The 21,537-nt window shown below is 51.5% G+C and carries 20 protein-coding genes; 16 read left to right on the forward strand and 4 right to left on the reverse strand.

Annotated elements, in window-relative coordinates; genetic code table 11:
• The first annotated feature begins 29 nt into the window (after positions 1-29).
• Positions 30-233 carry a hypothetical protein gene (locus BBD41_RS29845; RefSeq protein ID WP_157929319.1) on the forward strand — a complete coding sequence of 68 codons (204 nt, stop codon included), beginning with the start codon at positions 30-32 and terminating at the stop codon, positions 231-233.
• 850 nt (positions 234-1,083) lie between these two features.
• On the opposite strand, the gene BBD41_RS19645 is transcribed toward BBD41_RS29845, so the two are convergent.
• Positions 1,084-3,036: an ABC-F family ATP-binding cassette domain-containing protein gene (locus tag BBD41_RS19645; RefSeq protein ID WP_077567993.1), complete on the reverse strand. Its 1,953-nt coding sequence runs from the start codon at positions 3,034-3,036 to the stop codon at positions 1,084-1,086.
• Positions 3,037-3,210: 174 nt separating this feature from the next.
• Here BBD41_RS19645 and BBD41_RS19650 point away from each other — a divergent pair, with 174 nt between their 5' ends.
• From BBD41_RS19650 to BBD41_RS19695, 10 genes are all read left to right on the forward strand, one after another.
• A complete protein-coding gene (locus BBD41_RS19650) occupies positions 3,211-3,888 on the forward strand; it encodes a 5-formyltetrahydrofolate cyclo-ligase (RefSeq protein WP_099478509.1) in 678 nt (225 codons plus the stop codon).
• The gene (moaC, locus tag BBD41_RS19655; RefSeq protein WP_077567992.1) at positions 3,869-4,345 is read left to right on the forward strand and encodes a cyclic pyranopterin monophosphate synthase MoaC; all 477 of its coding nucleotides are present in this window, start codon (positions 3,869-3,871) and stop codon (positions 4,343-4,345) included. The genes BBD41_RS19650 and moaC overlap by 20 nt, the downstream gene beginning before the upstream one ends.
• 47 nt (positions 4,346-4,392) lie before the next feature.
• Positions 4,393-4,884, forward strand: coding sequence for a MogA/MoaB family molybdenum cofactor biosynthesis protein (locus BBD41_RS19660; RefSeq protein ID WP_077567991.1), 492 nt, complete (start codon positions 4,393-4,395; stop codon positions 4,882-4,884).
• A 266-nt stretch (positions 4,885-5,150) separates the two neighbouring features.
• A complete protein-coding gene (gene tatA, locus BBD41_RS19665) occupies positions 5,151-5,387 on the forward strand; it encodes a twin-arginine translocase TatA/TatE family subunit (protein WP_007132343.1) in 237 nt (78 codons plus the stop codon).
• An 83-nt stretch (positions 5,388-5,470) separates the two neighbouring features.
• The gene (tatC, locus tag BBD41_RS19670; protein WP_077567990.1) at positions 5,471-6,247 is read left to right on the forward strand and encodes a twin-arginine translocase subunit TatC; all 777 of its coding nucleotides are present in this window, start codon (positions 5,471-5,473) and stop codon (positions 6,245-6,247) included.
• Positions 6,248-6,763: 516 nt separating this feature from the next.
• On the forward strand, positions 6,764-7,045 hold the full coding sequence (gene groES / locus BBD41_RS19675; RefSeq protein WP_007132345.1) for a co-chaperone GroES: 282 nt from the start codon (positions 6,764-6,766) through the stop codon (positions 7,043-7,045).
• A 62-nt stretch (positions 7,046-7,107) separates the two neighbouring features.
• Positions 7,108-8,742, forward strand: coding sequence for a chaperonin GroEL (gene groL, locus BBD41_RS19680; protein ID WP_028405904.1), 1,635 nt, complete (start codon positions 7,108-7,110; stop codon positions 8,740-8,742).
• Between the two features lie 705 nt (positions 8,743-9,447).
• On the forward strand, positions 9,448-9,723 hold the full coding sequence (locus tag BBD41_RS19685) for a hypothetical protein (protein ID WP_077569093.1): 276 nt from the start codon (positions 9,448-9,450) through the stop codon (positions 9,721-9,723).
• Positions 9,724-9,964: 241 nt separating this feature from the next.
• Positions 9,965-11,083, forward strand: coding sequence for a stalk domain-containing protein (locus tag BBD41_RS19690; protein WP_157929320.1), 1,119 nt, complete (start codon positions 9,965-9,967; stop codon positions 11,081-11,083).
• A gap of 34 nt (positions 11,084-11,117) precedes the next feature.
• Positions 11,118-11,753 (forward strand): pyridoxamine 5'-phosphate oxidase family protein, encoded by a 636-nt coding sequence (locus tag BBD41_RS19695; protein ID WP_077567988.1) that lies wholly within the window; start codon positions 11,118-11,120, stop codon positions 11,751-11,753.
• A 166-nt stretch (positions 11,754-11,919) separates the two neighbouring features.
• On the opposite strand, the gene BBD41_RS30035 is transcribed toward BBD41_RS19695, so the two are convergent.
• The 3 genes from BBD41_RS30035 to BBD41_RS19705 all read right to left on the reverse strand — a co-directional run bounded on the left by BBD41_RS30035 (position 11,920) and on the right by BBD41_RS19705 (position 16,775).
• Entirely contained in the window at positions 11,920-12,093 is a 174-nt protein-coding gene (locus tag BBD41_RS30035; RefSeq protein WP_167392983.1) for a hypothetical protein, read from the reverse strand.
• Positions 12,094-12,504: 411 nt separating this feature from the next.
• A complete protein-coding gene (locus BBD41_RS19700; protein ID WP_162292790.1) occupies positions 12,505-16,104 on the reverse strand; it encodes a cohesin domain-containing protein in 3,600 nt (1,199 codons plus the stop codon).
• Between the two features lie 125 nt (positions 16,105-16,229).
• Positions 16,230-16,775, reverse strand: a complete 546-nt coding sequence (locus BBD41_RS19705) for a cohesin domain-containing protein (protein WP_157929321.1) — start codon at positions 16,773-16,775, stop codon at positions 16,230-16,232.
• A 287-nt stretch (positions 16,776-17,062) separates the two neighbouring features.
• Between BBD41_RS19705 and BBD41_RS19710 the strand changes: the two genes are divergently transcribed.
• From BBD41_RS19710 to BBD41_RS19730, 5 genes are all read left to right on the forward strand, one after another.
• Positions 17,063-18,445 carry an extracellular solute-binding protein gene (locus BBD41_RS19710; protein WP_077567985.1) on the forward strand — a complete coding sequence of 461 codons (1,383 nt, stop codon included), beginning with the start codon at positions 17,063-17,065 and terminating at the stop codon, positions 18,443-18,445.
• A 362-nt stretch (positions 18,446-18,807) separates the two neighbouring features.
• A complete protein-coding gene (locus BBD41_RS19715; RefSeq protein ID WP_077567984.1) occupies positions 18,808-19,128 on the forward strand; it encodes a PadR family transcriptional regulator in 321 nt (106 codons plus the stop codon).
• A gap of 70 nt (positions 19,129-19,198) precedes the next feature.
• On the forward strand, positions 19,199-19,540 hold the full coding sequence (locus BBD41_RS19720; protein WP_099478513.1) for a DUF1048 domain-containing protein: 342 nt from the start codon (positions 19,199-19,201) through the stop codon (positions 19,538-19,540).
• A 211-nt stretch (positions 19,541-19,751) separates the two neighbouring features.
• Positions 19,752-20,513 carry an ABC transporter ATP-binding protein gene (locus tag BBD41_RS19725; protein ID WP_099478514.1) on the forward strand — a complete coding sequence of 254 codons (762 nt, stop codon included), beginning with the start codon at positions 19,752-19,754 and terminating at the stop codon, positions 20,511-20,513.
• Complete coding sequence (locus tag BBD41_RS19730) at positions 20,514-21,263, forward strand: ABC transporter permease (RefSeq protein WP_077567981.1); 750 nt, start codon at positions 20,514-20,516, stop codon at positions 21,261-21,263.
• Positions 21,264-21,537: the final 274 nt, after the last annotated feature.

Genomic DNA, 21,537 nt, shown 5'->3' on the forward strand with positions numbered 1-21,537 from the left:
GCCGGGATTTATCAGCGCTCGCGGTAGTTTTGTGTGATGTTGGGGAAGATGCAGGTAATGCAGGTAATGCTGTTGTTGCTGGTATTGGTGGTATTGGTGGTATTACTGGTATTGCGGGTATTGCGGGTATTGCGGGTATTACTGGTATTGCTGGTACTACTGATATTGCTTGTACTACTGATATTGCTGGTATCTATGTTGCAGATGTTGTTGAGTTGATGTTGTCTAGTTAGCGATGTTGCAGATCTTGTTGAGTTGTTACGATGCTGCTGATGTGGCGGCTCTGTTGACTTTGCTGATGGCGATGAGGTGGCGGCTGTGTTAATGACGTGAATATGTTGTTTAAATGAATAATGGAGCTGTGAGCGTAATCGTGATTGTGAGAAGGTTGCTAGGTTTGAGTATGAGTATGAGTATGAGTATGAGTATGAGTATGAGTATGAGTATGAGTATGAGTATGAGTATGAGTATGAGTTATGGAGCATGAGTGACAGTAGGAATAGGAATAGGAATAGGAATAGGAGTTAAGGAGCGGCGGATTGTCTGCTCCATGCTGGTGTGGACCTGCATCACGCAATTGCTCCCAACAGCGATGGGCTATTGCATGATGGAATCTGTTCCATTTTTACGTAGAGGAGTATCTTCGCGATTGTGAAATTTGCATCCTGTCAAGTTGTGAACAAAGTTATCCACATATCCGGTGGAAAATGTGAATAAGTAAGAAAAATGTCGATATACCGGACCTCTGAAAGAGAATGAAATAAGGGGACATGTTTTTCATTTTTTTCGGTGGAATCTGTGGATAATGTGCATAACTTAGTGGATAATGTTGGATATCGGGCTGCAGAGGCGAGGATAACAACAAAAAAATGGCCGTTTCGGCCATTTTTAAGTTTGACTTATGCACTAATTTTGGGGATAAGTTTGTGAATAAATCCAATCCCGCATTTGAAACGAATTTGTGAATTTTTTTGGAATGCCATAAATAGGTTTAGGAGAAGCTTGGCGCCGATGTCGATTCGACATCGATTTGCCCGGGCAAAACCATTCCATCCCGTCCCCGGTCAATCCTGTCTGGCGACTTTAATCTTCCAAGAGAGCTTCCCATTCGGCAAAGATTTGATCAAGCTGCGCCTTCTTCTCGTCGAGGGACTGCTGCCGCTCCTGAAGCGCCATGTAATCCTGATAAATCTCAGGCTGCGCCATTTCTTCCTCCAACGCGGCAATCTCGGCTTCAAGGGTGTGAATCTGCTCCTCCAGGCTCGCCAGCTTGCGCTGCCGATTCCGTTCCTCGCGCTTGGCCTGCTTCTCGGCTTCGAAGGAAAGGGCTCCTTGCTTCTCAACCGGGGACTCCTGCTTGGCCTGAGGCTTTATAGCATGCCGGGCGAATGGCTCGGACGGTTCATCGTCCATATCCAGAATCTCCTGCTTTTTCTCTGTATAATCGTCATAATTACCCAGGAAATGTTGAATACCGTCCGGATGAAGCTCGATGATCCGTTCCGCCATTTTGTTAAGGAAGTAGCGGTCATGGGAAATGAACAGCAGCGTTCCCTCATAATCAATTAGTGCCGATTCGAGCACCTCTTTGCTGAACAAATCCAAATGGTTGGTCGGCTCGTCGAGAATAAGCATATTGGCTTCAAGCAGCATCAGCTTGGCGAGCGACACGCGTGCTTTCTCGCCGCCGCTTAAGGAGCTGATTTTCTTGAGTACATCCTCGCCGCTGAACAGAAAATTGCCGAGAACGGTGCGAATACGGGCTTCCTCCATATGCGGATAGGCGCTCCACAGTTCCTCAAGCACGGTATTGCTTGGATTAAGCTCCGATTGCTCCTGGTCATAGTAACCGATCTTTACCTTGGTCCCCCATTGCAGCGATCCGGCAGTCGGCTTCATCGTTCCGATCAGGCATTTCAGGAGCGTAGACTTGCCGACCCCGTTCGGACCGATCAATGCAACCGTCTCCCCGCGATGCAGATCGAAGGACGCATGCTCGAATAATGGCTTGCCCGGCTCGAAAGCGACCGACAAGTCCCGAACCTGCAGCACGTCTTTCCCGGACATATATTCAGGCTCAAAGGAAAAATGGGCTTTTTTCAAATCCCCCATTGGCTTGTCCAGACGTTCCATCTTCTCCAGCGCTTTGCGCCGGCTTTGCGCCCGCTTGGTCGTTGATGCCCGGACGAGATTGCGCTGGATAAAGGTTTCCATGCGCGCAATTTCCTCCTGCTGCTTCTCATATTGCTTCAGCTGGGATTCGTATTCAGCAGCCTTCAGCTCGATATAGCGGCTGTAATTGCCCGTATATTTCTTGGAATGGCGGCGTTCGATTTCGACAATGGTCGTAACGAGCCGATCCAGGAAGTACCGGTCGTGGGATACGACCAGCAGCGATCCAGAATAACCGCGAAGGTAATCTTCGAGCCAGGTCAGGGTGGCGATGTCCAGATGGTTCGTCGGTTCGTCGAGCATGAGCAGATCGGGCGCCTGCAGCAGTATTTTTGCGAGAGCAAGCCTTGTTTTCTGGCCGCCGCTTAAAGTAGAGATGGGCGTATCCGGGGAGAAGCTGCCAAAGCCCATCCCGTGAAGCACGCTTCGGATTCGCGTTTCGATTTCGTACCCGCCTTGATCCTTGAACCAGTCGGAACGGATCGCATAACGGTCCAACAGCTCTTGGTATTTCTTCGGATCCTCGCTCGATTTCGGATCAGCGATTTGTTCTTCCATCGTACGCAGCTCGCGCTCGGTCTCAAGCAGCGGTGCGAACACGTCGAGCATTTCATTCCAAATGGTCCGGTCCGATTGTAGACCGCTGTTCTGCGCAAGATAGCCGATCGTCGTTTCCTTGGCTTTGAAGATCTGGCCTCCGTCGTAGGACATTTCGCCCGCCAAAATTTTCAGCAGGGTGGATTTGCCGGCTCCGTTCACGCCGACCAGCCCGATGCGTTCGCGCTCCAGCACTTGCAGATTAATTCCTTCAAGCACCGGGGTTACTCCATATAATTTCGTTATGCCATTGGCCTGCAGCAGCATAGATGTGAAACCTCCATCAATCGATATACTTCTTTTAAGAAATGGTTCGTAATACAGTAAGTTTACCTGAAAACGGTGGAACAATCGACCTTGATATTGACTTTGCGTCTTTCTTGGCTAAAGGGAGGAACAGTGGTAAACTAGTCTTAATTAAACGTGAGAGGAAGAATCACGTTGTCGAAATTTGAAGATGAGAATAAACAAGGAAGCCTGAAACGACAGCTGCGGGAGCAAATGACAAGGCTGCGGAACGAAATTCCCCCGAAGGAGCGTTCGGAATGCTCGCGTCAGGCATGCGGGCACGCTTCCGCATTGATGAAGCAGCATCTGTTCAAGAGCATGATGATTTACGTTCCTTTCCGATCCGAGCTGGATACAAGGCCTTTGGTGGAATGGGCCTGGCAGGAAGGGATCCGGGTGATCGTTCCCCGGAGCATTCCGGAGAGTCGCGCCATGGAGCTCTATGAGATACGCTCGTGGGATGAGCTTTCCCCTGGTGCTTATGGCATTATGGAGCCTGATCCGAAGCGATTAAGCAAGTATACGGCCATTCCTCCCGACATCTTCTGGGTACCCGGGCTTGCCTTTGACCGCGACGGAGGCCGCCTAGGATACGGCGGTGGTTATTATGACCGGCTGTCCGGCGTGATTGAACACGGTTCACGGACGGAAGCGGCGGAAGACCGCGGAAAGCCATGGTGGATCGGTCTCGGCTATGACATCCAGCTCGTGGATCGCGTCCCGATGGATGAGCATGACCGCCGCTTGGACGGAGTGATTACGGAGAAGGGGTATTATAGAGCGGGCTCGGCTCGCAGCGGAGGGATATCGGATGGAACTGAGTCATTTTAACCAGCAAGGCAGAGCCCGGATGGTTGACGTGAGCGATAAGGAGATAACGGCCCGGACAGCCGTGGCGAAAACGACGGTTCGGATGCATCCGGATACGCTCGCTCGAATTCAGGAAGGAAAGATCGGCAAGGGCGACGTCCTGGCGGTAGCCCAAGTCGCAGCGGTTATGGCTGCGAAGAACACATCGAACTGGATTCCGATGTGCCATCCTCTGCCTCTCACCGGCGTGAACGTCGATTTCAGCGACAATGGAAGCGATGAGCTTTATATTGAAGCAACGGTGAAGACCACGGGGAAGACCGGGGTGGAGATGGAAGCCCTGACCGCTGTTTCGGCTGCCGCATTGACGGTATACGACATGTGCAAGGCGCTGCAGAAAGATATGATCATCGGTCCGACCATGCTGATCAGCAAGACAGGCGGGAAGAGCGGGGATTACATAACGGAAACAACTTAATATCGCTATACCGGAGATTCGGATAGAGTGGGAAGGAGAGAGGGCTCATGCTGTGGAAGACGGCGATCCTGACGGCGAGTGATAAAGGCTCGCGAGGAGAACGTGAGGATACAAGCGCTCAGGTGATCCGGGAGCTGGTAGAGGAAGAGCTGAGCGGTGAAATTATCGAATACCGGATCGTTCCGGATGAGCAGGATGAAATTATTGCTGCATTGATCGAGCTGACGGATTATTACCAGGTGGATCTAGTTCTGACGACGGGCGGGACGGAGCTTGCCGTCCGCGACGTTACCCCGGAGGCGACACGGCGGGTCATTGAACGGGAAGTGCCGGGGATTGCGGAGGCGATGCGGGCAACCGTTATGCAGAAGAACCGGAGCGCCATGCTCTTTCGAGGCATTTGCGGCATTCGCGGCCGCACCCTGATCGTCAATCTCCCGGGCTCGCCGAAGGGTGTGCATGAAAATTTGGCTGCCGTCATGGACCAGCTTCCGGAAGCGCTGCTGATGGTGACCGGCCAGTACCGGGAGCAGCTATAAGCAGAGGCCGGAATTTCGCTGGAGTGGATGGAGCAAGCGCGAATGTTCACTAGATAAATATGTAAATAATCTGTCACGATTGAAGACTGTATATGTGATTTACATTATGGTATGATGGCGATATATTGTACGAGGTTCAATGATGAATCGTCCATTGTAGCTGTCGGTTTGGTTAACACCTGTGAAGTGCAAAGGTTTGACGGATTGCTTTCAAACTTTCCTGAAGTCCTTGAATGGCAATAAGCAGGACAAGGAGGAGAATAGATATGGGCTCAACGATCGGAGTGCCGGGCATTATCCTGCTCGTGATCTTGGCGCTGCTGCTGTTCGGTCCGAACAAGCTCCCTGAATTGGGACGGGCTGTCGGCAGAACATTCCGTGAATTTAAGAACGGCACGCGCGAGATTCTGGCAGAGGATGAAACCCCGGCAAAGAAGAAAGAGGAGGCTCCCCAGCAGGCTGTAGCACCCAGCAAGTCTGAGGACAAGCGTCTTCCGGAATAAGCATATGCATTAGCAAGCTGTGAAATCCCTCCTCCATGGGAGGGATTTTGTTTTGTCAGGGTCACAATAGGGTGGTGTCTATCATGTCAAAGCCAATGAAAGAGATGGCGCTTGTGGAGCATTTAGGCGAGCTGCGCAAGCGGATTATCGTCGTGCTTGTCGTATTCGTGGCTGGCCTCATCGGCGGAATATTCGTCGCGGAACCGATCTATCATTACTTAACGGCCGCGGAGCAAGCGAAAAATTTCGAGCTGCATGCCTTCTCGTTCTGGGACGGCATCGGGATCTATATGAAAATTGCCGCGATTTTCTCGCTGGTCATTTCCATCCCGCTGATCTTCTATCAGCTGTGGGCGTTCGTAAAGCCCGGATTGCACAAGGACGAGCAGAAAGCGGCTGTACGGTATGTTCCGTATGCTTTTATCCTGTTCATTGTAGGGATCGTATTCGGATATTACATTGTTTTTCCGATGACATTGTCCTTTACCACCATGATTACGAAGAGCATGGGGCTTACGGAAACGTACGGAATTACGAATTACCTGAATTTCATGTTCAATCTGGTGCTGCCGCTGGCGCTCCTGTTCGAGCTGCCGCTGGTGGTCATGTTCCTAACCCGAATCCGGATCCTCAATCCGCTGCGGTTGCGGAAAATGCGGAAAGTGGCTTATTTTGCGCTCGTATTCATCGCGGTGGTCATCACCCCGCCGGATTTCATATCGGATTTCCTGGTGACGATTCCGCTCCTGCTGCTATATGAATTCAGCGTATTTCTGTCTTCGACGATCTATCGCAAACAGCTTGAGGCGGATATGGAGCGGGACAGCCGGTACGTTTCGCTGGATGAGGACACCGATTGATCATTTGCGTCACATACCCCGACAGTTTTGGCTTTGTACCTGCGCCGGTCTTAGTCAGATTGCCGGGGTTTTGCGTTGTTTGGGGCAAGGATTGCTCTTACATAAACTAATGATGAATACTAAGTCCGACCGGAATCGTTCTGACAACTCGTCCCCCGACCCGCTATACAAATCCGGGACAGTCCACTGTCTGCTTTTCGAATCGGATACAAATCGTTCTGTCGGGGAGGATTGACCGGCTGGGCCGGTCGTTTATTCATGAACCCGTACATGGGCCTGTAGGATTTGAAGGCATATTTTGGCGGGGCATGGATACAATGGTGAAGTGGGTTTTGCGGACAAACCGAAGGAGTAAGGAACCCTCAAAAAAATGATCAGAAATTGATGCAAAGGACTTGAAATCTTCAATCAACTTGAGTATCATAAAGTTGGTTGTTAGCACTGAGAGCTGTCGAGTGCTAATACATAAAGCTTTGAAAAAAGCATCACAACATATTTAAAGGAGGCTATTTTTTCATGATCAGACCTTTAGGTGAACGCGTATTGGTAGAACCGATCGAACAAGAAGAAACTACAGCATTCGGGATTGTACTTCCTGATTCCGCTAAGGAAAAGCCGCAAGAAGGCAAAATTATCGCTGTAGGCAGCGGCTCCCTGAAAGACGGCGTTCGCGTACCTTTGGAAGTTAAAGAAGGCGACCGCGTAATCTTCTCCAAATACGCCGGCACGGAAATCAAATACGAAGGTAAAGAATATTTGATTATGAAAGAAAGCGACATCCACGCGATCTTAGGCTAATGCACGCCTGAATATATCTTGTTTCCATTTTTTCATAAATCCACTAGGGAGGATGTTATACCATGGCAAAAGACATTAAGTTCTCTGAAGACGCCCGTCGCGCAATGCTTCGCGGTGTTGACGCTTTGGCAAACGCAGTGAAAGTAACGCTCGGACCGAAAGGCCGCAACGTGGTGCTTGAGAAGAAATTCGGAAGCCCATTGATCACGAACGACGGCGTTACCATCGCAAAAGAAATCGAGCTGGATGATGCATTCGAGAACATGGGTGCACAGCTTGTTAAAGAAGTTGCTACCAAGACAAACGACGTTGCCGGTGACGGTACAACGACGGCTACGGTTCTTGCTCAAGCCCTGATCACGGAAGGTTTGAAGAACGTAACGGCAGGCGCAAGCCCGATCGGCATCCGCAAAGGGATCGACAAAGCCGTTCGTGCAGCGGTGGAGGAGCTCCACAACATCTCCAAGCCGGTTGAGAACAAACAATCCATCGCTCAAGTTGCTGCCATCTCCGCTGCAGACGACGAAGTGGGCGAGCTGATCGCTGAAGCTATGGAAAAAGTGGGCAACGACGGCGTTATCACCGTTGAAGAATCCCGCGGCTTCGAAACGGAGCTTGAAGTGGTTGAAGGTATGCAGTTCGACCGCGGTTACATTTCTCCATACATGATCACGGACACGGACAAAATGGAAGCGGTTCTGGACAATCCTTACATTTTGATCACCGACAAGAAAGTAACGAACACGCAAGAAATCTTGCCTGTTCTTGAAAAAATCGTTCAACAAAGCAAGCCGCTGCTCTTGATCGCCGAAGATATCGAAGGCGAAGCGCAAGCGATGCTGATCGTGAACAAGCTGCGCGGTACGTTCAATGCGGTAGCTGTTAAAGCTCCTGGCTTCGGCGACCGTCGTAAAGCCATGCTGCAGGATATCGCTGCTCTGACAGGCGGCCAAGTGATCACCGAAGAACTGGGTCTTGACCTGAAATCGACTTCGCTGGATCAACTGGGTACGGCTCGTCAAGTACGCGTAACGAAAGAAAATACCATCATCGTTGACGGTGCTGGAAGCAAGGAAGACATCGAGGCTCGCGTGAAGCAAATCCGTTCCCAGCTCGAAGAAACGACTTCCGAGTTCGACAAGGAGAAACTGCAAGAGCGTCTTGCTAAGCTTGCTGGCGGCGTAGCTGTCATCAAAGTCGGTGCTGCTACTGAAACAGAGCTGAAAGAACGCAAGCTGCGCATTGAGGACGCCCTGAACGCAACTCGCGCTGCAGTTGAAGAAGGTATCGTATCCGGTGGCGGTACGGCTCTGATCAACGTTTACGGTGCTGTAGCGAAAGTAGCCGAAGCTCTTGAAGGCGACGAGCAAACCGGCGTAAACATCGTGCTTCGCGCTCTGGAAGCTCCGATCCGTACGATCGCTGCCAACGCGGGTGAAGAAGGCTCCGTTATCGTGGACCGTCTGAAGCGCGAAGCAGTGGGCGTAGGTTACAACGCCGCAAACGGCGAGTGGGTGAACATGATCGACGCAGGTATCGTTGACCCTGCGAAGGTTACTCGCTCCGCATTGCAAAACGCTGCATCCGTTGCTGCAATGTTCCTCACTACCGAGGCTGTTATCGCCGACAAGCCTGAGCCTGAAAAAGGCGGCGCTCCAGACATGGGCGGCATGGGCGGAATGGGTGGCATGATGTAATAGGGGATCAATCCCTTATCATACCGCAAAATGAAAGGCTCCCGAAAGGGGGCCTTTTTTATATGATTGAAAAATTGGAAGGGATCATATCTCTTCTATTTCAGGTTTAGAACTCGCAAAAATGGTTGAGGCTGAGGTCCGACATTTTGCGAAGCGGCTATTAGAAATGTCTTCCATTCCGCATGGCCTCGATGGGTTCGATAGCCCCTGGTTTTTGGCGTAACCCGCTCGGACATGGTTCATCCTGAACATTCATGAATATACTGTTCGTAAATGATTCAGGAGGAGCCAATGGACCTGTGTCCGAGCGGGGCTGTCGTTTTTACCCTGATACTTCCGTCCATCGAGAGAAGAAGCTACGGACTCTTTATTAGGTGAGGCATTAAAAATAATTGAACAAGCAATCAGGGACGGACCCCAGATACCCAGACAGGAATGACAGGGATATATGGCATTTAAAATCTTAAATTGAAGACCGTAAACATGCCAGCAGATAGAATCTCCATCTACATTTAGACCTTCACGGAAAGGTTTACACATGACGGAGTGCGGAGTGATGAATTTGGACGAAGATGAGGGAAAACGCATCATTACATTTATCGTAGTAGCTGTGATTATTTTTTCACTTATAACCAGCCCCGCGGAAGGAGATGGGGGAGATGACAATATTCCGATCATAGTGAACTAGTGATGGGGGTAAGAGCAGTGAGGAAGAATGGGAACAGTGGTAACGGGAAGAACAAAAAGAATGGGAAGAACAAGAAAAACTCACTGCCCCAAATATCCCCTCAACAGATTGCAGTCATCGTCGGATTGCTTACAAACGCGTTGGAGGTCGAGTCCGTCTTAATCGACAGGGATCAAAGAATCCAAATCTTATTGGAAGGATCCATAAGGAAGAAAACAAAAGCAGATAAAATGGCAGAAGAGCTGGATGATATAAGTGTTAGCGATCTGATAGAAGCTTATATTCTCCGATGAGCATAAGTTTAACCAAAAAATCGAGACGCCTAGAGCCGGCTAGGTTTTATATTCACAGCCCGTCCCCTTTAGCAAGGGTGGCGGGCTGTGTTTTGTTAGGTATCCCGGTATGCAAGTCTAACAAAGGGGCAATTTTCGTCCCAAAGTCACAAGCTTGTCTCCATTTTGTTACAACCGCGTAACAGAAATGGGGGGTGCCTTCCAATATAATGAAAAGGAGGTGAATGGAGGAGGAGAAGATATGAATAAAAAGCTTGCGGCTGGAGCAGCGATCCTGCTGATGTCCGCAATATTGGCTTGGACGCCTGCACCGAAGCAGGCACACGCAGCGGGTCAGATTAAGCTGCTGGTGGATGGAGAGGCGGCAAAGGCTGCGGGTCAGCCGTTTTATAAAGGAAAGACATTGTATATTCCGATTAGAGTTCTGGGCGAATTTTATCCTTATACGTTTCATTGGGACAACAAAAGAAAGATCGCTACGTTGAAGTCTTCGGATGGAGTCAGCATTTTTAAAGCGGGAAGCAAGCTGGCAACGGCAGTGGGGATGGGCGAAGTCGGATTATCAGGTCCCGTTCTGCTGAAAAAAGGCCATTTGTATTTTCCTGCATACGATCTGAACACTTTCACGGGGGCGGAACTCGTTGCGGATTCCTCCGGCCGGGTTGATATCCGTTCCGGCTCGATGAGCACGAGCGTACGTGTTCCGACGGAACCGGTCGCTGTAGCGGAAGAAAATCCGAAGGTGAAGCTGTACCCTGCCTTGAAGGATGGCGATGAGTACCGCGGATTTATTTTGGAGGCTGAAGGAAAGCGATTGCGGTTTAACTGGGAGGTTCCGAGATTTCCGAACCGGCCGCCTCAGCTCTTCTACGCGGACGTGAACGGTGACGGCAAGCCGGAAGCGGTTGCCGTGTTTGTGACAGGCTACGGAACCGGGGTGTATGCGCAAGAGATTCATGTCGTCAGTGTGAAGGACGGGAAGGAAATCAAGGTGACGCCTCCGGAGACAGCGGCAGGAGAGTTTGTCGCATCGAGCATTCAGCTTGAGGGCTCCGAGCTGCGGATCGACCTGAATTTACGAGGGAAGTCTCCCGAAAAGCTCCAGCTCCGCATGTCGGATGCGGATCCCGATTACGCATACAGGACGGAGATCGGCTTCGGCGGTGTCACGTATTATCGGGTGGAGGGCAACAAGCTGATTGCAAAATCTGCGGGGGATATTGGGTTTGCTTATTATATCGGCGACTTTGAGTTCACGTATGCGAATGGCCCGGACGGCCTTCATCCCGAATCCGTCGAGTTGAAGAACCTGATTGATGACATCTCGGTAGAAGGTCAGGACAAGCCTGCAGGTAAATAAACGACGGATTCAATACGAACAGAGGGGGACTTATATGGATAAGGGACCGTTCCGTTCCATCGTCACGACCGAGGAGGAGCTTCGATCGATGTTCGGGGAACCGAATCAGGTGGTTAAGCACAAAATGATACATGCTTTGGACAAGCACTGCCGGGACTTTATCGCCAAGAGCCCGCTGCTCTTCATGGCTACGTCGGATGCATCGGGAGCATGCGATGTATCGCCTCGCGGCGACTCTGCCGGCTTCGTCCATGTGGTGGATGATCACCATCTGGTCATCCCGGAGCGGCCGGGCAACCGCCGCTTCGATTCATTTCGAAACCTGTTGACAAGCCCGGGGATCGGCCTCATTTTTGTCATCCCGGGACTGAAGGAGACGCTGCGAATCAACGGCCAGGCTGTGCTTATTCGTGACGAAGACCTGCTGGAGAAGCTTTCGGCACAGGGGAAAAAGCCGTGGCTCGGCATCGGGGTCTCGGTCGAGGAATGCTATATGCATTGCGCCAAATCGTTCATGCGTTCCGGAGTTTGGGATCCGAATACATGGCTGCCGGCAGATAAGCTTCCGAACCCGTCCCGCATGATCGCCGACCATGTCAACCAGGAAGGCGTATCGGAGCAATGGGTAGCGCGAGGCTTGCAGGAAAGCTATACGAAACGTCTGTACTAACACGAAGGAGGTATGCAATGATTTGGTACCTCGAGAGGGTATCGCCAACGTAAAAAAAGAAGGCTTTCCCGCAAGATCTCTAATGATCTTATGGGACAGCCTTCTTGCGTTCCGGCGGATTTACGGGAGGGTTTGCCATGAGCCTTTGGCGGCTAAAGGATATAGGCTAATCATCGTCCTTGCGGTTGCTCTTGGACGCTGCGACTACAAAGGCAATAATGACCAGCGGAATAAAGATAAACCAGGGAATCGTGATCGTGGTCCCCAGCAGCATGGCCAGCAGCAGGAGGACAACCGCCCCGATAATCAAATAGAGGCAGCCTCTTCCGAACGTCTCCATCTTCCATCAGCTCCTTTGTTTAGGATAACGTGAAAGACAAGAGCAAAGTTCCATTTATTTTTTTCCGATCCATGAAAAACTCCGATTCGGGATATCCCTACTGCCACATGCCTGGGGTCGTCGCGATGACATATCCCCTTAGCATATCCGATCATGTCAAAACGTCATGCCGTACCCGGCAAGCTTTATGCTCACTCATGAATGGGCGCTTCAATGGTTTGCGACTACATAAGAAGTCATGGGCCGTTTACAGTGCCATCACGCCCATGCGGTCACGCTGGCCTCCGTAATCGGCTTGGTGCAATTTCAGTGTAAAATATGAAAAGCATACCAGATCAAGTGTTTTTTCGCGCAGGAAAAAAACGCCCCGCCATCGTCTTAGCCGGACGAATAGCAAGGGCGTTTATTGGGTTAAACGGCAGAATGGAGCTTAAGGACGACCAGCCCCAGGTCGGCGATATCGATCAGACCGTCGCCGTTGATATCCAGTCCCCGGGTAGCCTCATTCACGGCCGTGCCCACGAACTTGGCGACCATCATGACATCCAGCAGATCGACGGTGCCGTCATGGTTGACATCCTCCGCCACGGCTTTGACGATGCTCACCTGCTTCACGATATCTTCGCTGATGTGATGGAGCTCGCCTGTCTCGTCCGCATTCGCCAACGTCCAGGAGGAGCCTGCAGCCAGCGTAACGGAGGCGTTTCCTATCAGATTCAGCGCCTTGAAGCTGAGCGTGAGCACATCGGTATCGCCGATGACGCTCCGGTCTCCGGTCAGACTGGATGTAACGACGGCTTTGCCGGGCTCCAGGGCGGTGTTCATGTACGTGCCTTCGCCTGCAAATTGGCCCGCTTGTGCTACGTCGACCAATTCCAGCTTGGAGGCATCGTAGCTGATCCGCGAATGCACGCTGTACAAAAGATCGGCATCCGCTGCTTTAACGGTCACCTCAAACGTTTCACCGGTTTTGGTTTCCGCAGGTGCCGCGAGATCGAACCGGATCCGATCGTTCCCCGGGGTTTCCGGTTCCTTCGCCATATTCATCGTAATCCGATACATTTGAGTCCGGTTAAAGGACGGGGCATAGTACAGATGGCCGTCCGGCCCGAGCGTGAACGATTCGGTATCGGCCAGCTCGATGAACTCGAACGTAGCCGGATCGATTGCATACAGCTTCTTTGTCAGATTGGCAAGCAGAATGCCTTCCTTGCTCCAAGCCAGATCATAGTTGCCCCAGCGAAGAGCGGTGCCGCTGTCGGCTGGATTAATGTTAAAGTACTTGATGACCTGCAGCGTATTTGGCTCAAGCGCAAATACATAACCGTTTGCGCCGCCCCACAGCAGTCCGTCCGGACCGAAGGTGAGGCCGCCGATGGCAGGAGGGTTGGACAGTCCGGGAATGTCCAGCGTCGTCTCCAGAATCTTCTCCTCCTTAACGGTATCCCACACGAACAGCTTAGCTTCCGCGGCCTTCGGATCAACGGCCATACCGCCGTTAATGCTGGTGGACCCGTACAGCTTGCCGTCTTTGTAAGCTAGGGAAACGACGCTCTGGTCCTGCACCACATTGCGGAACACGCGGTAAGCTGCGGAAGGGTCCGCTGCGGTCGGATCAAATACCGAGATGGCTCCTCCAAGCTCGCCGTAGGTTGAAACGGAGCCAAAGTAAATTTTGTCGCCTGCAAGGGTGCTTGCACCGATTCGGTCCTGCCCGTTGCCCAGGGTGAACAGCTTCTTCGGATTGCCGGTTCCGTCCGGTTGACCCAGATCGTATTCATAGATATCCCCGCCAGGGTAAACGCCGAAGTACATCCGGTTGCCGTAAGACTCGACCGCCCCGGCCTGCCCCATACTGAACGTCTTGGCCGTATTCGTCGCAATATCATAGGCGGCGGCCTTGGAAGCCTGCATGCCGGTAACATAAATTTTGCCGTCAGGGCCATTCACGAATTTGTGGGTAATGGTTGCTGAAGGCGGTAAAATATTTTCATATCGCTTGACGGTATTCGTCTGCGGATTGAAGAACACGATAATGCCGCTGAAATTCATCGTAACCAGGCTTGTGCCCGGCAGATCGGGATCAGCGACCTGCACCCAATTCGCGCCCCGGAACGCCGTTTCGTATTCCATTCCGGAATCGGCGACTTCATGTGTTACGATATCAAAGGTTTTGATTTTTTTGTCGGCCGGAAAGTAAATTTTGCCGTTCAGAGATTCCTTCGGCAGGTGAAGGCCTGACGAACTCTTCTCGATCACGACATCGAGCCATTCCCCGGCTTCAAGATCATAAATGTAGCGTTTTTGCGGCGTATCGTACCGGATGACGAGGAACTTGTCGTCAACAATGCTCAAGTCATACACATACCCGGTTTCGTTCAGGGAGGAAGCGATTTCGACCTTTTCCCCGGTCTCGACATTCACTTTATAGACTTTGCTGTGGGATGTCCCCGCGTAAATATACCCGTTGCTGTAATCGATGGATCGAACGTACTGCTGTCCGGCGCCATCAACCATAATGCCGTAGTCGCGGCTCTCCTTGGTGACCGGATCATACTTCAATACCCGTCCGCCGGGTCCTGCGCCGATGTAGACAGCGCCTGCCTCATCGATGGCGAGACACCAGAAGACGCTCTCGGTCGGATGGGTATACACTTTCTTGACGTCCTTCGTAACCGGGGAGTAAGCCCACAGCTGCCCGGCCGAAGTGATATACACCGTGCCGTCCGGCGCGATTTCATGGTTCCACACTTCGCCGCCGCCTTCAAGCGGTAAGCTGCGGATGACACGGTAGTCATCGAGATCGACGACGTGGAACATCGGAGGGATGCCTTTTACGGTTGTGTACATTACGTTCTTGCCGTCCTCAATGCCGGCCTCGCCGTCCATTAATCCGACAACGCCGGAAATCGGAAGCGTTCTGAACTCAGGCTCGCCGAATTGGAAGTCGTCGAGGCTTGCTCCAGGCTGCCCTGAATCTTCTCCGATCGTAATCAGCTTCACTACATTTTCGGAGACGGAATCCATGCCGTTCAGCCGGGCTCCCTTGGCGAGGATGAGCCATGTGCTTCCGCTATCCGCAATAACGTTGAACGTCATCACGGCAATCTCGCTGTCTCCATCGATGGCATCCGGCAGGCTCCCCTCCAGACGAATGCTGCCATTCTCTTTATCAGACGAGAAGGAGGCCTTCGAATCTCCAAACGCACCGGCAGGCTTCACCTCGGCGATCTCCAGCATGGAGGGGTCGTAATAAATGGAGGCGGTAACGCTGGAAATGTCCGCGCCTTCCGTCAAGCTCAGCACCGTGCTGAGGGTATCCCCTTGTTCTGCGCTAGCTGGAGCGGACAGCGCCAGCTTTCCCGGAAGCTGGACCAGTTGTTCGTAAGACATCGTAATGTCGTCATAATAAGCGGTTGCCCGGCTGTAAGCGGTCGTGTATAAAATAATTCTGGCATATGCCGCATTCGCCGGCGCTTCCAGGCTTGTAGATGCCGAGGTCCACTGCTTTACGGGAAAGCCCTTCGAGGTGTCGTTATGAAGCGGCTTTTCGGCAATGGATTTATCGGCCGCATCGAAGTAGCGGAGGTTCAGACTTGCCGTCCCGCTTTCCTCCATGTACACCGAGGCGGTCACGGTATAAGTGACACCGCTCGTAATATCAAGCTTGCCGCTCATGAGAGCGACGGAATTGCTTTGCGACGTATCGGTGATTTTCAGGCTCTGATTGCCGCTATGGCTGTTCTCCGTGGAAACGGCATAGGTATATTCACCCTCCTTCACAGCAAACATGCTGCTCCAGCCCGGGATGGCGGCTCCAGAAGCGCTATCCTCAAAACCAGGATTGGTTAAAGGCATGCTGACGGATTTGGAAGCCGCCGCCGTAACGCCCGCGGGTGCAAGCTCAGAAGCTGCAGCAGCGGGAGACATGGATAGAAATAGCGAAACGGCCAGCGTGACGGACAGCAGGGAAGCGAGGCTTTTCTTCATTTTTCGAAGGCTGGTATTCAATGAAATCCCTCCCGGTAATAAGATTAGAAATATCTGAATGGATATAAGGAATCGGTTATTCATATTGCTGCCGCATGACAGCTAATGGTTTATGGTGACTTGCAAGCAGGCTGACTCGGTACAGGCTAGCTTGGAGAATTGGACTTTTTGCCTGGGTGGGGAGAGATTTGGAACGACAGCTCCTTCATCGTCTCAAGGGGCAGTGTCCGAAGATCGTTCCTGCCATGTTCATTTATATAGGTTTCTGTTGTAACCGCTTTCACCTCTTGTAATTGAAGAGTGGCTGCCCCCGGCTTTAAAGCAGTAAACGTCACTTCTGCGACTTGCAGCTTCTTCTTATAGGACGTATCCTTGCTATCCTTGCGGATCAGCGCAGCGGAAACTTGGCCCTCCTTGGTCTGCGAACTAGATGGGTAGTTGATATACTGATTCGAAATCGTCATCCCTTCATATCGAAGTTGGCTGGAATTGAATTTTAGATTGAACTGCAATCCATATAAATCCTGTACTTGCGAGGCGTTTATGCGAATTTTGACCTTGGATCCCGGCTTGAGGGCATTAGGCACTCTCACCAGCTCCAGTTGTCCGCCTGCCGCGGATGCAGGGTAGGGGGCGAACAGACTGACGAGTAGAAGGACGATCATGACAGCCAAACCGTATTGCTTTCTCAATATGATACACCTCCAGTGATTTTGAATGTTGTTTTGTTGAATCAAAGCATGCTTGCTGACCGGGCACGACCTCCTTCCCTTCGCATTCATTTTTTAGAAATCACTTTATTTACTCTGGTATCCATGAGGTATACAAAAATGATAATATCATTCAAAATTACTGTCAATGTCCTTAAATAGGGAATAAATTGGTGTAAATGTGGTGCATGATCTGTGTAGAAAATGCTGGATATGGTATACTATCCCTACATGAACATTGCCTTGTTGGTGAATGGGGAGTCTTGACGATGAGCAACAAACCTGATCGTGTCACGTTTCAGAAGCGGTTGGATGAGATGGTAACCACGCTTCGGCGCGACATTCTTACCTCGGTCCGCCCGCCTGGGGACTATCTGCCTTCCGAGCTGGCGTTGGCAGAGCAATATATGCTTAGCAAAAAATCCGTCCGCAAGGGACTCGAGCTGCTTGTGGAGGAAGGATTGATAACGAAAGAGCCGCGCGTGGGCAACCGGATCAACGCCCCTGCCCCTGTGCCGAGGGTGTCGTTAAAGCTCGGCTGCTATCCTTCCCTGGAGGATGAGATCGACCTGAAAGGATTGCTTGAGCAGTTCCACGCGTCGTATCCCCACATCTCGGTGGATACCGTTACGCTGCCCTACACGAACTATCCTGAAGCGATTCAGGGGTATTTGGAAAACGGATGGGTGGATGTGCTTTCGCTAAATACGTGGAATTTCCGTGAAATGCTGGAGCACGGCGAACTGGATCGGTTTCTTCCGCAGGACCCGGACCCGGAGGCGTATTCGTTTCTGGAGGATTATCTGGGGCAAGACGGGCGGCTGTACGCCCGGCCGATCACGTTTTCGCCGGTAGTGCTGTGCTATAACAAAACCCTGTTCCGGAAATGGGGCATGCCGGAGCCGGATAGCAGCTGGTCATGGAAGCAGCTGGCGGAGACGGCGAGTCACATCCGGAGAGAGCATCGGTTGTTCGGCTTCTACGCGCATATCGCCTCCACGAACCGTTTCCCGATTCTATTGCTGCAGAAGCACTTTCGGTTCGCGCAAGAGCAAGGCGGATATCGCTATGATGATCCGCAGCTGTGGCAGAGCCTCGGCATGTTCCGGGATATCATCTACGGACAAGGCTTGTCGGCTTCGTTCCTGTCCGAATCCGACGGGGATGCCGAGAAGCTGTTTTTGCAGCAGAAGACTGCTATGGTGATGACGACGTACTATGGCTTAAAAATGCTGAAGCAAGCCGATTTCGAATATGATCTTGCTCCGCTGCCTTATGAGCATAGCGCGAAAACGCTGCTGCTTGTGACGGGTCTGGCTGTCAATCGGCAATCGAAGCAGAAGGAAGCGGCGGGCCTGTTGGTTGATTTTCTAAGCTCGGCCGCGGCCCAGCTGCATATCCGCAAGCAGACGCTGAGCATTCCGGCCCGGAAATCGTCGGCCGAATGGGAAGGCCCGGAAACGATGTATCGACCGTCGCGCTTTAACCTGTACCGCGAGATCGTCCCGACCTACAGCAGCTATGCGGACTTGGGCATCACGATGGAGGAGCTGCATCGGCTGCGGCAGGAGCTGAAGCTGTTTTGGGCGAATATGGAGCAGGCCGAGGATACCGCCGCACGTCTTGCAAGCAGGCTTGGAGTGAAATCCTGACAATAAGCCTGCTCCTTCACGGGAAACCTCGCCGAACAGCATATAGACAGGAATGCCGCATTCGTTTGCGCTTTGCGCATTACTGGCATTGATCTGATGGCGCCTGCTTGCGGACTTCCTGAGTCCGCAAGCAGGCGTTGATTGTTGTTTGAACGATACTGAAAACGTGAGGATGAAAGAATTTTTTTCGAAAAGGTAGTTGACACATCTGCTACTCAGTAATACAATGTACATGTAATAAGTAATACTGAATAGCTTACCTTCCCGTAAATCGATAAATGAAAATTTCCCTTGGTGCTGTGCTGTACTGAATAGGATCAGGCCAAAAAGAGGAGGGACGACACAGAGGAGGCTTATTGAACATGGAGAATTTAACCGAAATGCTGAAGGGTGTGCTTGAAGGCTGCGTGCTTGAAATCATCAGCCGCCATGAAACCTATGGCTACGAGATCACCCGACGACTGAACGAGCTTGGGTTTACTGAGGTTGTTGAGGGGACGGTCTATACCATCCTCGTGCGATTGGAGAAGAAACAACTGGTGAACATCGAAAAGAAGCCGTCAGATATGGGGCCGCCCCGCAAATTCTACTCCCTTAATGAGGCCGGGCGCCAGGAGCTTGCATTGTTTTGGCAAAAATGGGGGTTCGTATCATCCAAAATCAACGTCTTGAAGTCAACCTAGCGTCATAAGATATTCTGTCTGATATTTTGGAGCGAAATACTGAGCTTTATTAAAAAGGAGGAGATAGATCTTGATGGAAATGTTCAAAAAAATGATTGGCGATAAAAAGGAGTACAAGATGATGATGGCACGGGTTGAAGCCCTGCCCGAGGACTATCAGTTTGTGTTTAAGAAAATTCAAAGCTACATGTGGAATTTCGCATCAGGCAATGGGATGGATATGCTGCAAATGCAGTATGAATTGATCGACTTGTTCGAAGCCGGTGCGGCAGAAGGCAGGCATGTGCTGGACATCACGGGTGACGACGTGGCTTCCTTTGCTGATGAGCTGGTCACAAATGCTAAAACCTATGTCGCCAAGTATCGGGAAGATATGAATCAGAGCATCATGCAGCGTTTGGGAAAAAAGTAAAATCCTAATGAATTACCGACTGATTAGCTAATTACAAGGTGAATGGGCGCCTTCGCTATTCAGTTATATTTTTGGCTTACTAGTAAGTAATACAGATTATCAGTCTTACTGAATAGAGGGTGCAGGCGATTTCCCACAGCAAGGCGCATCGACCGTAATTCCGGTTCTTTGAGGCGGCCATGCTGCGAATTTATATAAGGAGGAAAACATGATGACAAATGCAGCGATTTCTGTAAAAGGGTTGAAGAAATCCTTTAAAGGCAAGGAGGTCTTAAAAGGTGTGGATTTCGAGGTGCGGCGTGGCGAAATTTTCGCGCTGCTGGGCTCCAATGGAGCGGGCAAAACGACGACGGTCAACATCCTCTCGACGCTGATGAAGCCCGATGGCGGCGAAGCGCGTATTTGCGGCTCTGACGTCCAGCGACAACCGGATCAGGTTCGCCAGAGCATCAGCCTGACAGGACAGTTTGCGGCTTTGGACGGCATGCATACAGGAAGGGAAAACCTCATCATGATCGCCAAGCTGAGGGGCGTTTCCAATCCCGCGCAGGTAGCCGACCATCTGCTTGCCAAATTCAGCCTGACCGAAGCCGCAGGCCGCCGGGCGGACCAGTATTCCGGCGGGATGAAGCGCCGGCTTGACATCGCCATGAGCTTAATCGGGAGTCCAGCCGTCATTTTCCTCGACGAACCGACCACAGGACTTGACCCTGAGGCACGGATTGAGGTTTGGAATACCGTCAAGGAGCTTGCTGGCAGCGGCACGACCATCTTGCTGACGACCCAGTATCTGGAGGAAGCGGAACAACTGGCGGACCGTATCGCCATCCTGCATGGCGGAAAAATCATCAAGTCCGGCACCCTTGCCGAACTCAAAGAGATGTTCCCGCCAGCGAAAGTGGAGTACATTGAGAAGCAGCCGACCTTGGAGGAAATTTTCCTGGCGATCATCGGCAAAAAGGAGGAGATGTAAATGAAAAGCAGAACAGGAGCATTACTGGGACGATTAATGCGCAATATCATGCGCAGCCCCGATACGATTATTACGGTGGCGATTACGCCGATTATGATGATGCTGTTGTTTGTCTACGTATTTGGCGGCGCGATCGAGACAGGCACGGCCAACTACGTTAATTATTTATTGCCGGGAATTCTGCTGATGGCGATCGCGTCCGGCGTCTCTTATACAGCCTTCCGGCTGTTTGGGGATGTAAAGAGCGGGCTGATGGCGCGTTTCATAACCATGCCGATCAAGCGCTCGTCGGTATTATGGGCGCATGTGTTGACGTCGCTTGTTTCCAATGCGCTTACGGTGGTGGTGGTTTTCCTCGTCGCGCTTCTGATGGGCTTCCGTTCTAGCGCTCATATCCTGGATTGGCTCGCGGTAGCCGGGATACTCGGATTGTTTACGCTGGCGCTGACGTGGCTGGCGGTCATTCCCGGCTTGACAGCAAAGACTATGGAAGGGGCGACGGCCTTCTCGTACCCGCTAATCTTCTTGCCGTTTATCAGTTCGGCCTTTGTCCCTACCGAAACCATGCCTAAAGTTGTCCGTGCTTTCGCTGAGAACCAGCCCGTAACCTCCATCGTGAATGCGATTCGCGCCCTCCTGTATGAAGGATCCGTCGGCAACGATATCTGGATCGCGCTTGCCTGGTGCGTGGGGATCATGGTCATCGCTTACTTTTTCGCTATTAAAGCATTTAAACGCCAGTTAGCGTAAGTAAACCATTAGGGGACTGGACTTATCGCTTGTAGTCGACGCTGATCATGGTGCAGCGGCCATCATTACACCGCGCGATCCATGGTCAGCCGAATACAGCTGCTCTCACATAAGGCTGCATAAATGCCTGGGCAATCATCAACGAAATCTACAGGCATGGACTTTTACATTCGGTGATCCCCGCATATTTCGTGGTCGAATCCTTCCGCTTCGCATAATTAGGTCAGCCAGAACGTTCTGGTTGACCTCTTTTGGCGATATCCAGCCTTCTTTT

Origin of the sequence: Paenibacillus ihbetae (genome assembly GCF_002741055.1) — a bacterium.
Taxonomy (GTDB): Bacteria; Bacillota; Bacilli; order Paenibacillales; family Paenibacillaceae; genus Paenibacillus_AQ; species Paenibacillus_AQ ihbetae.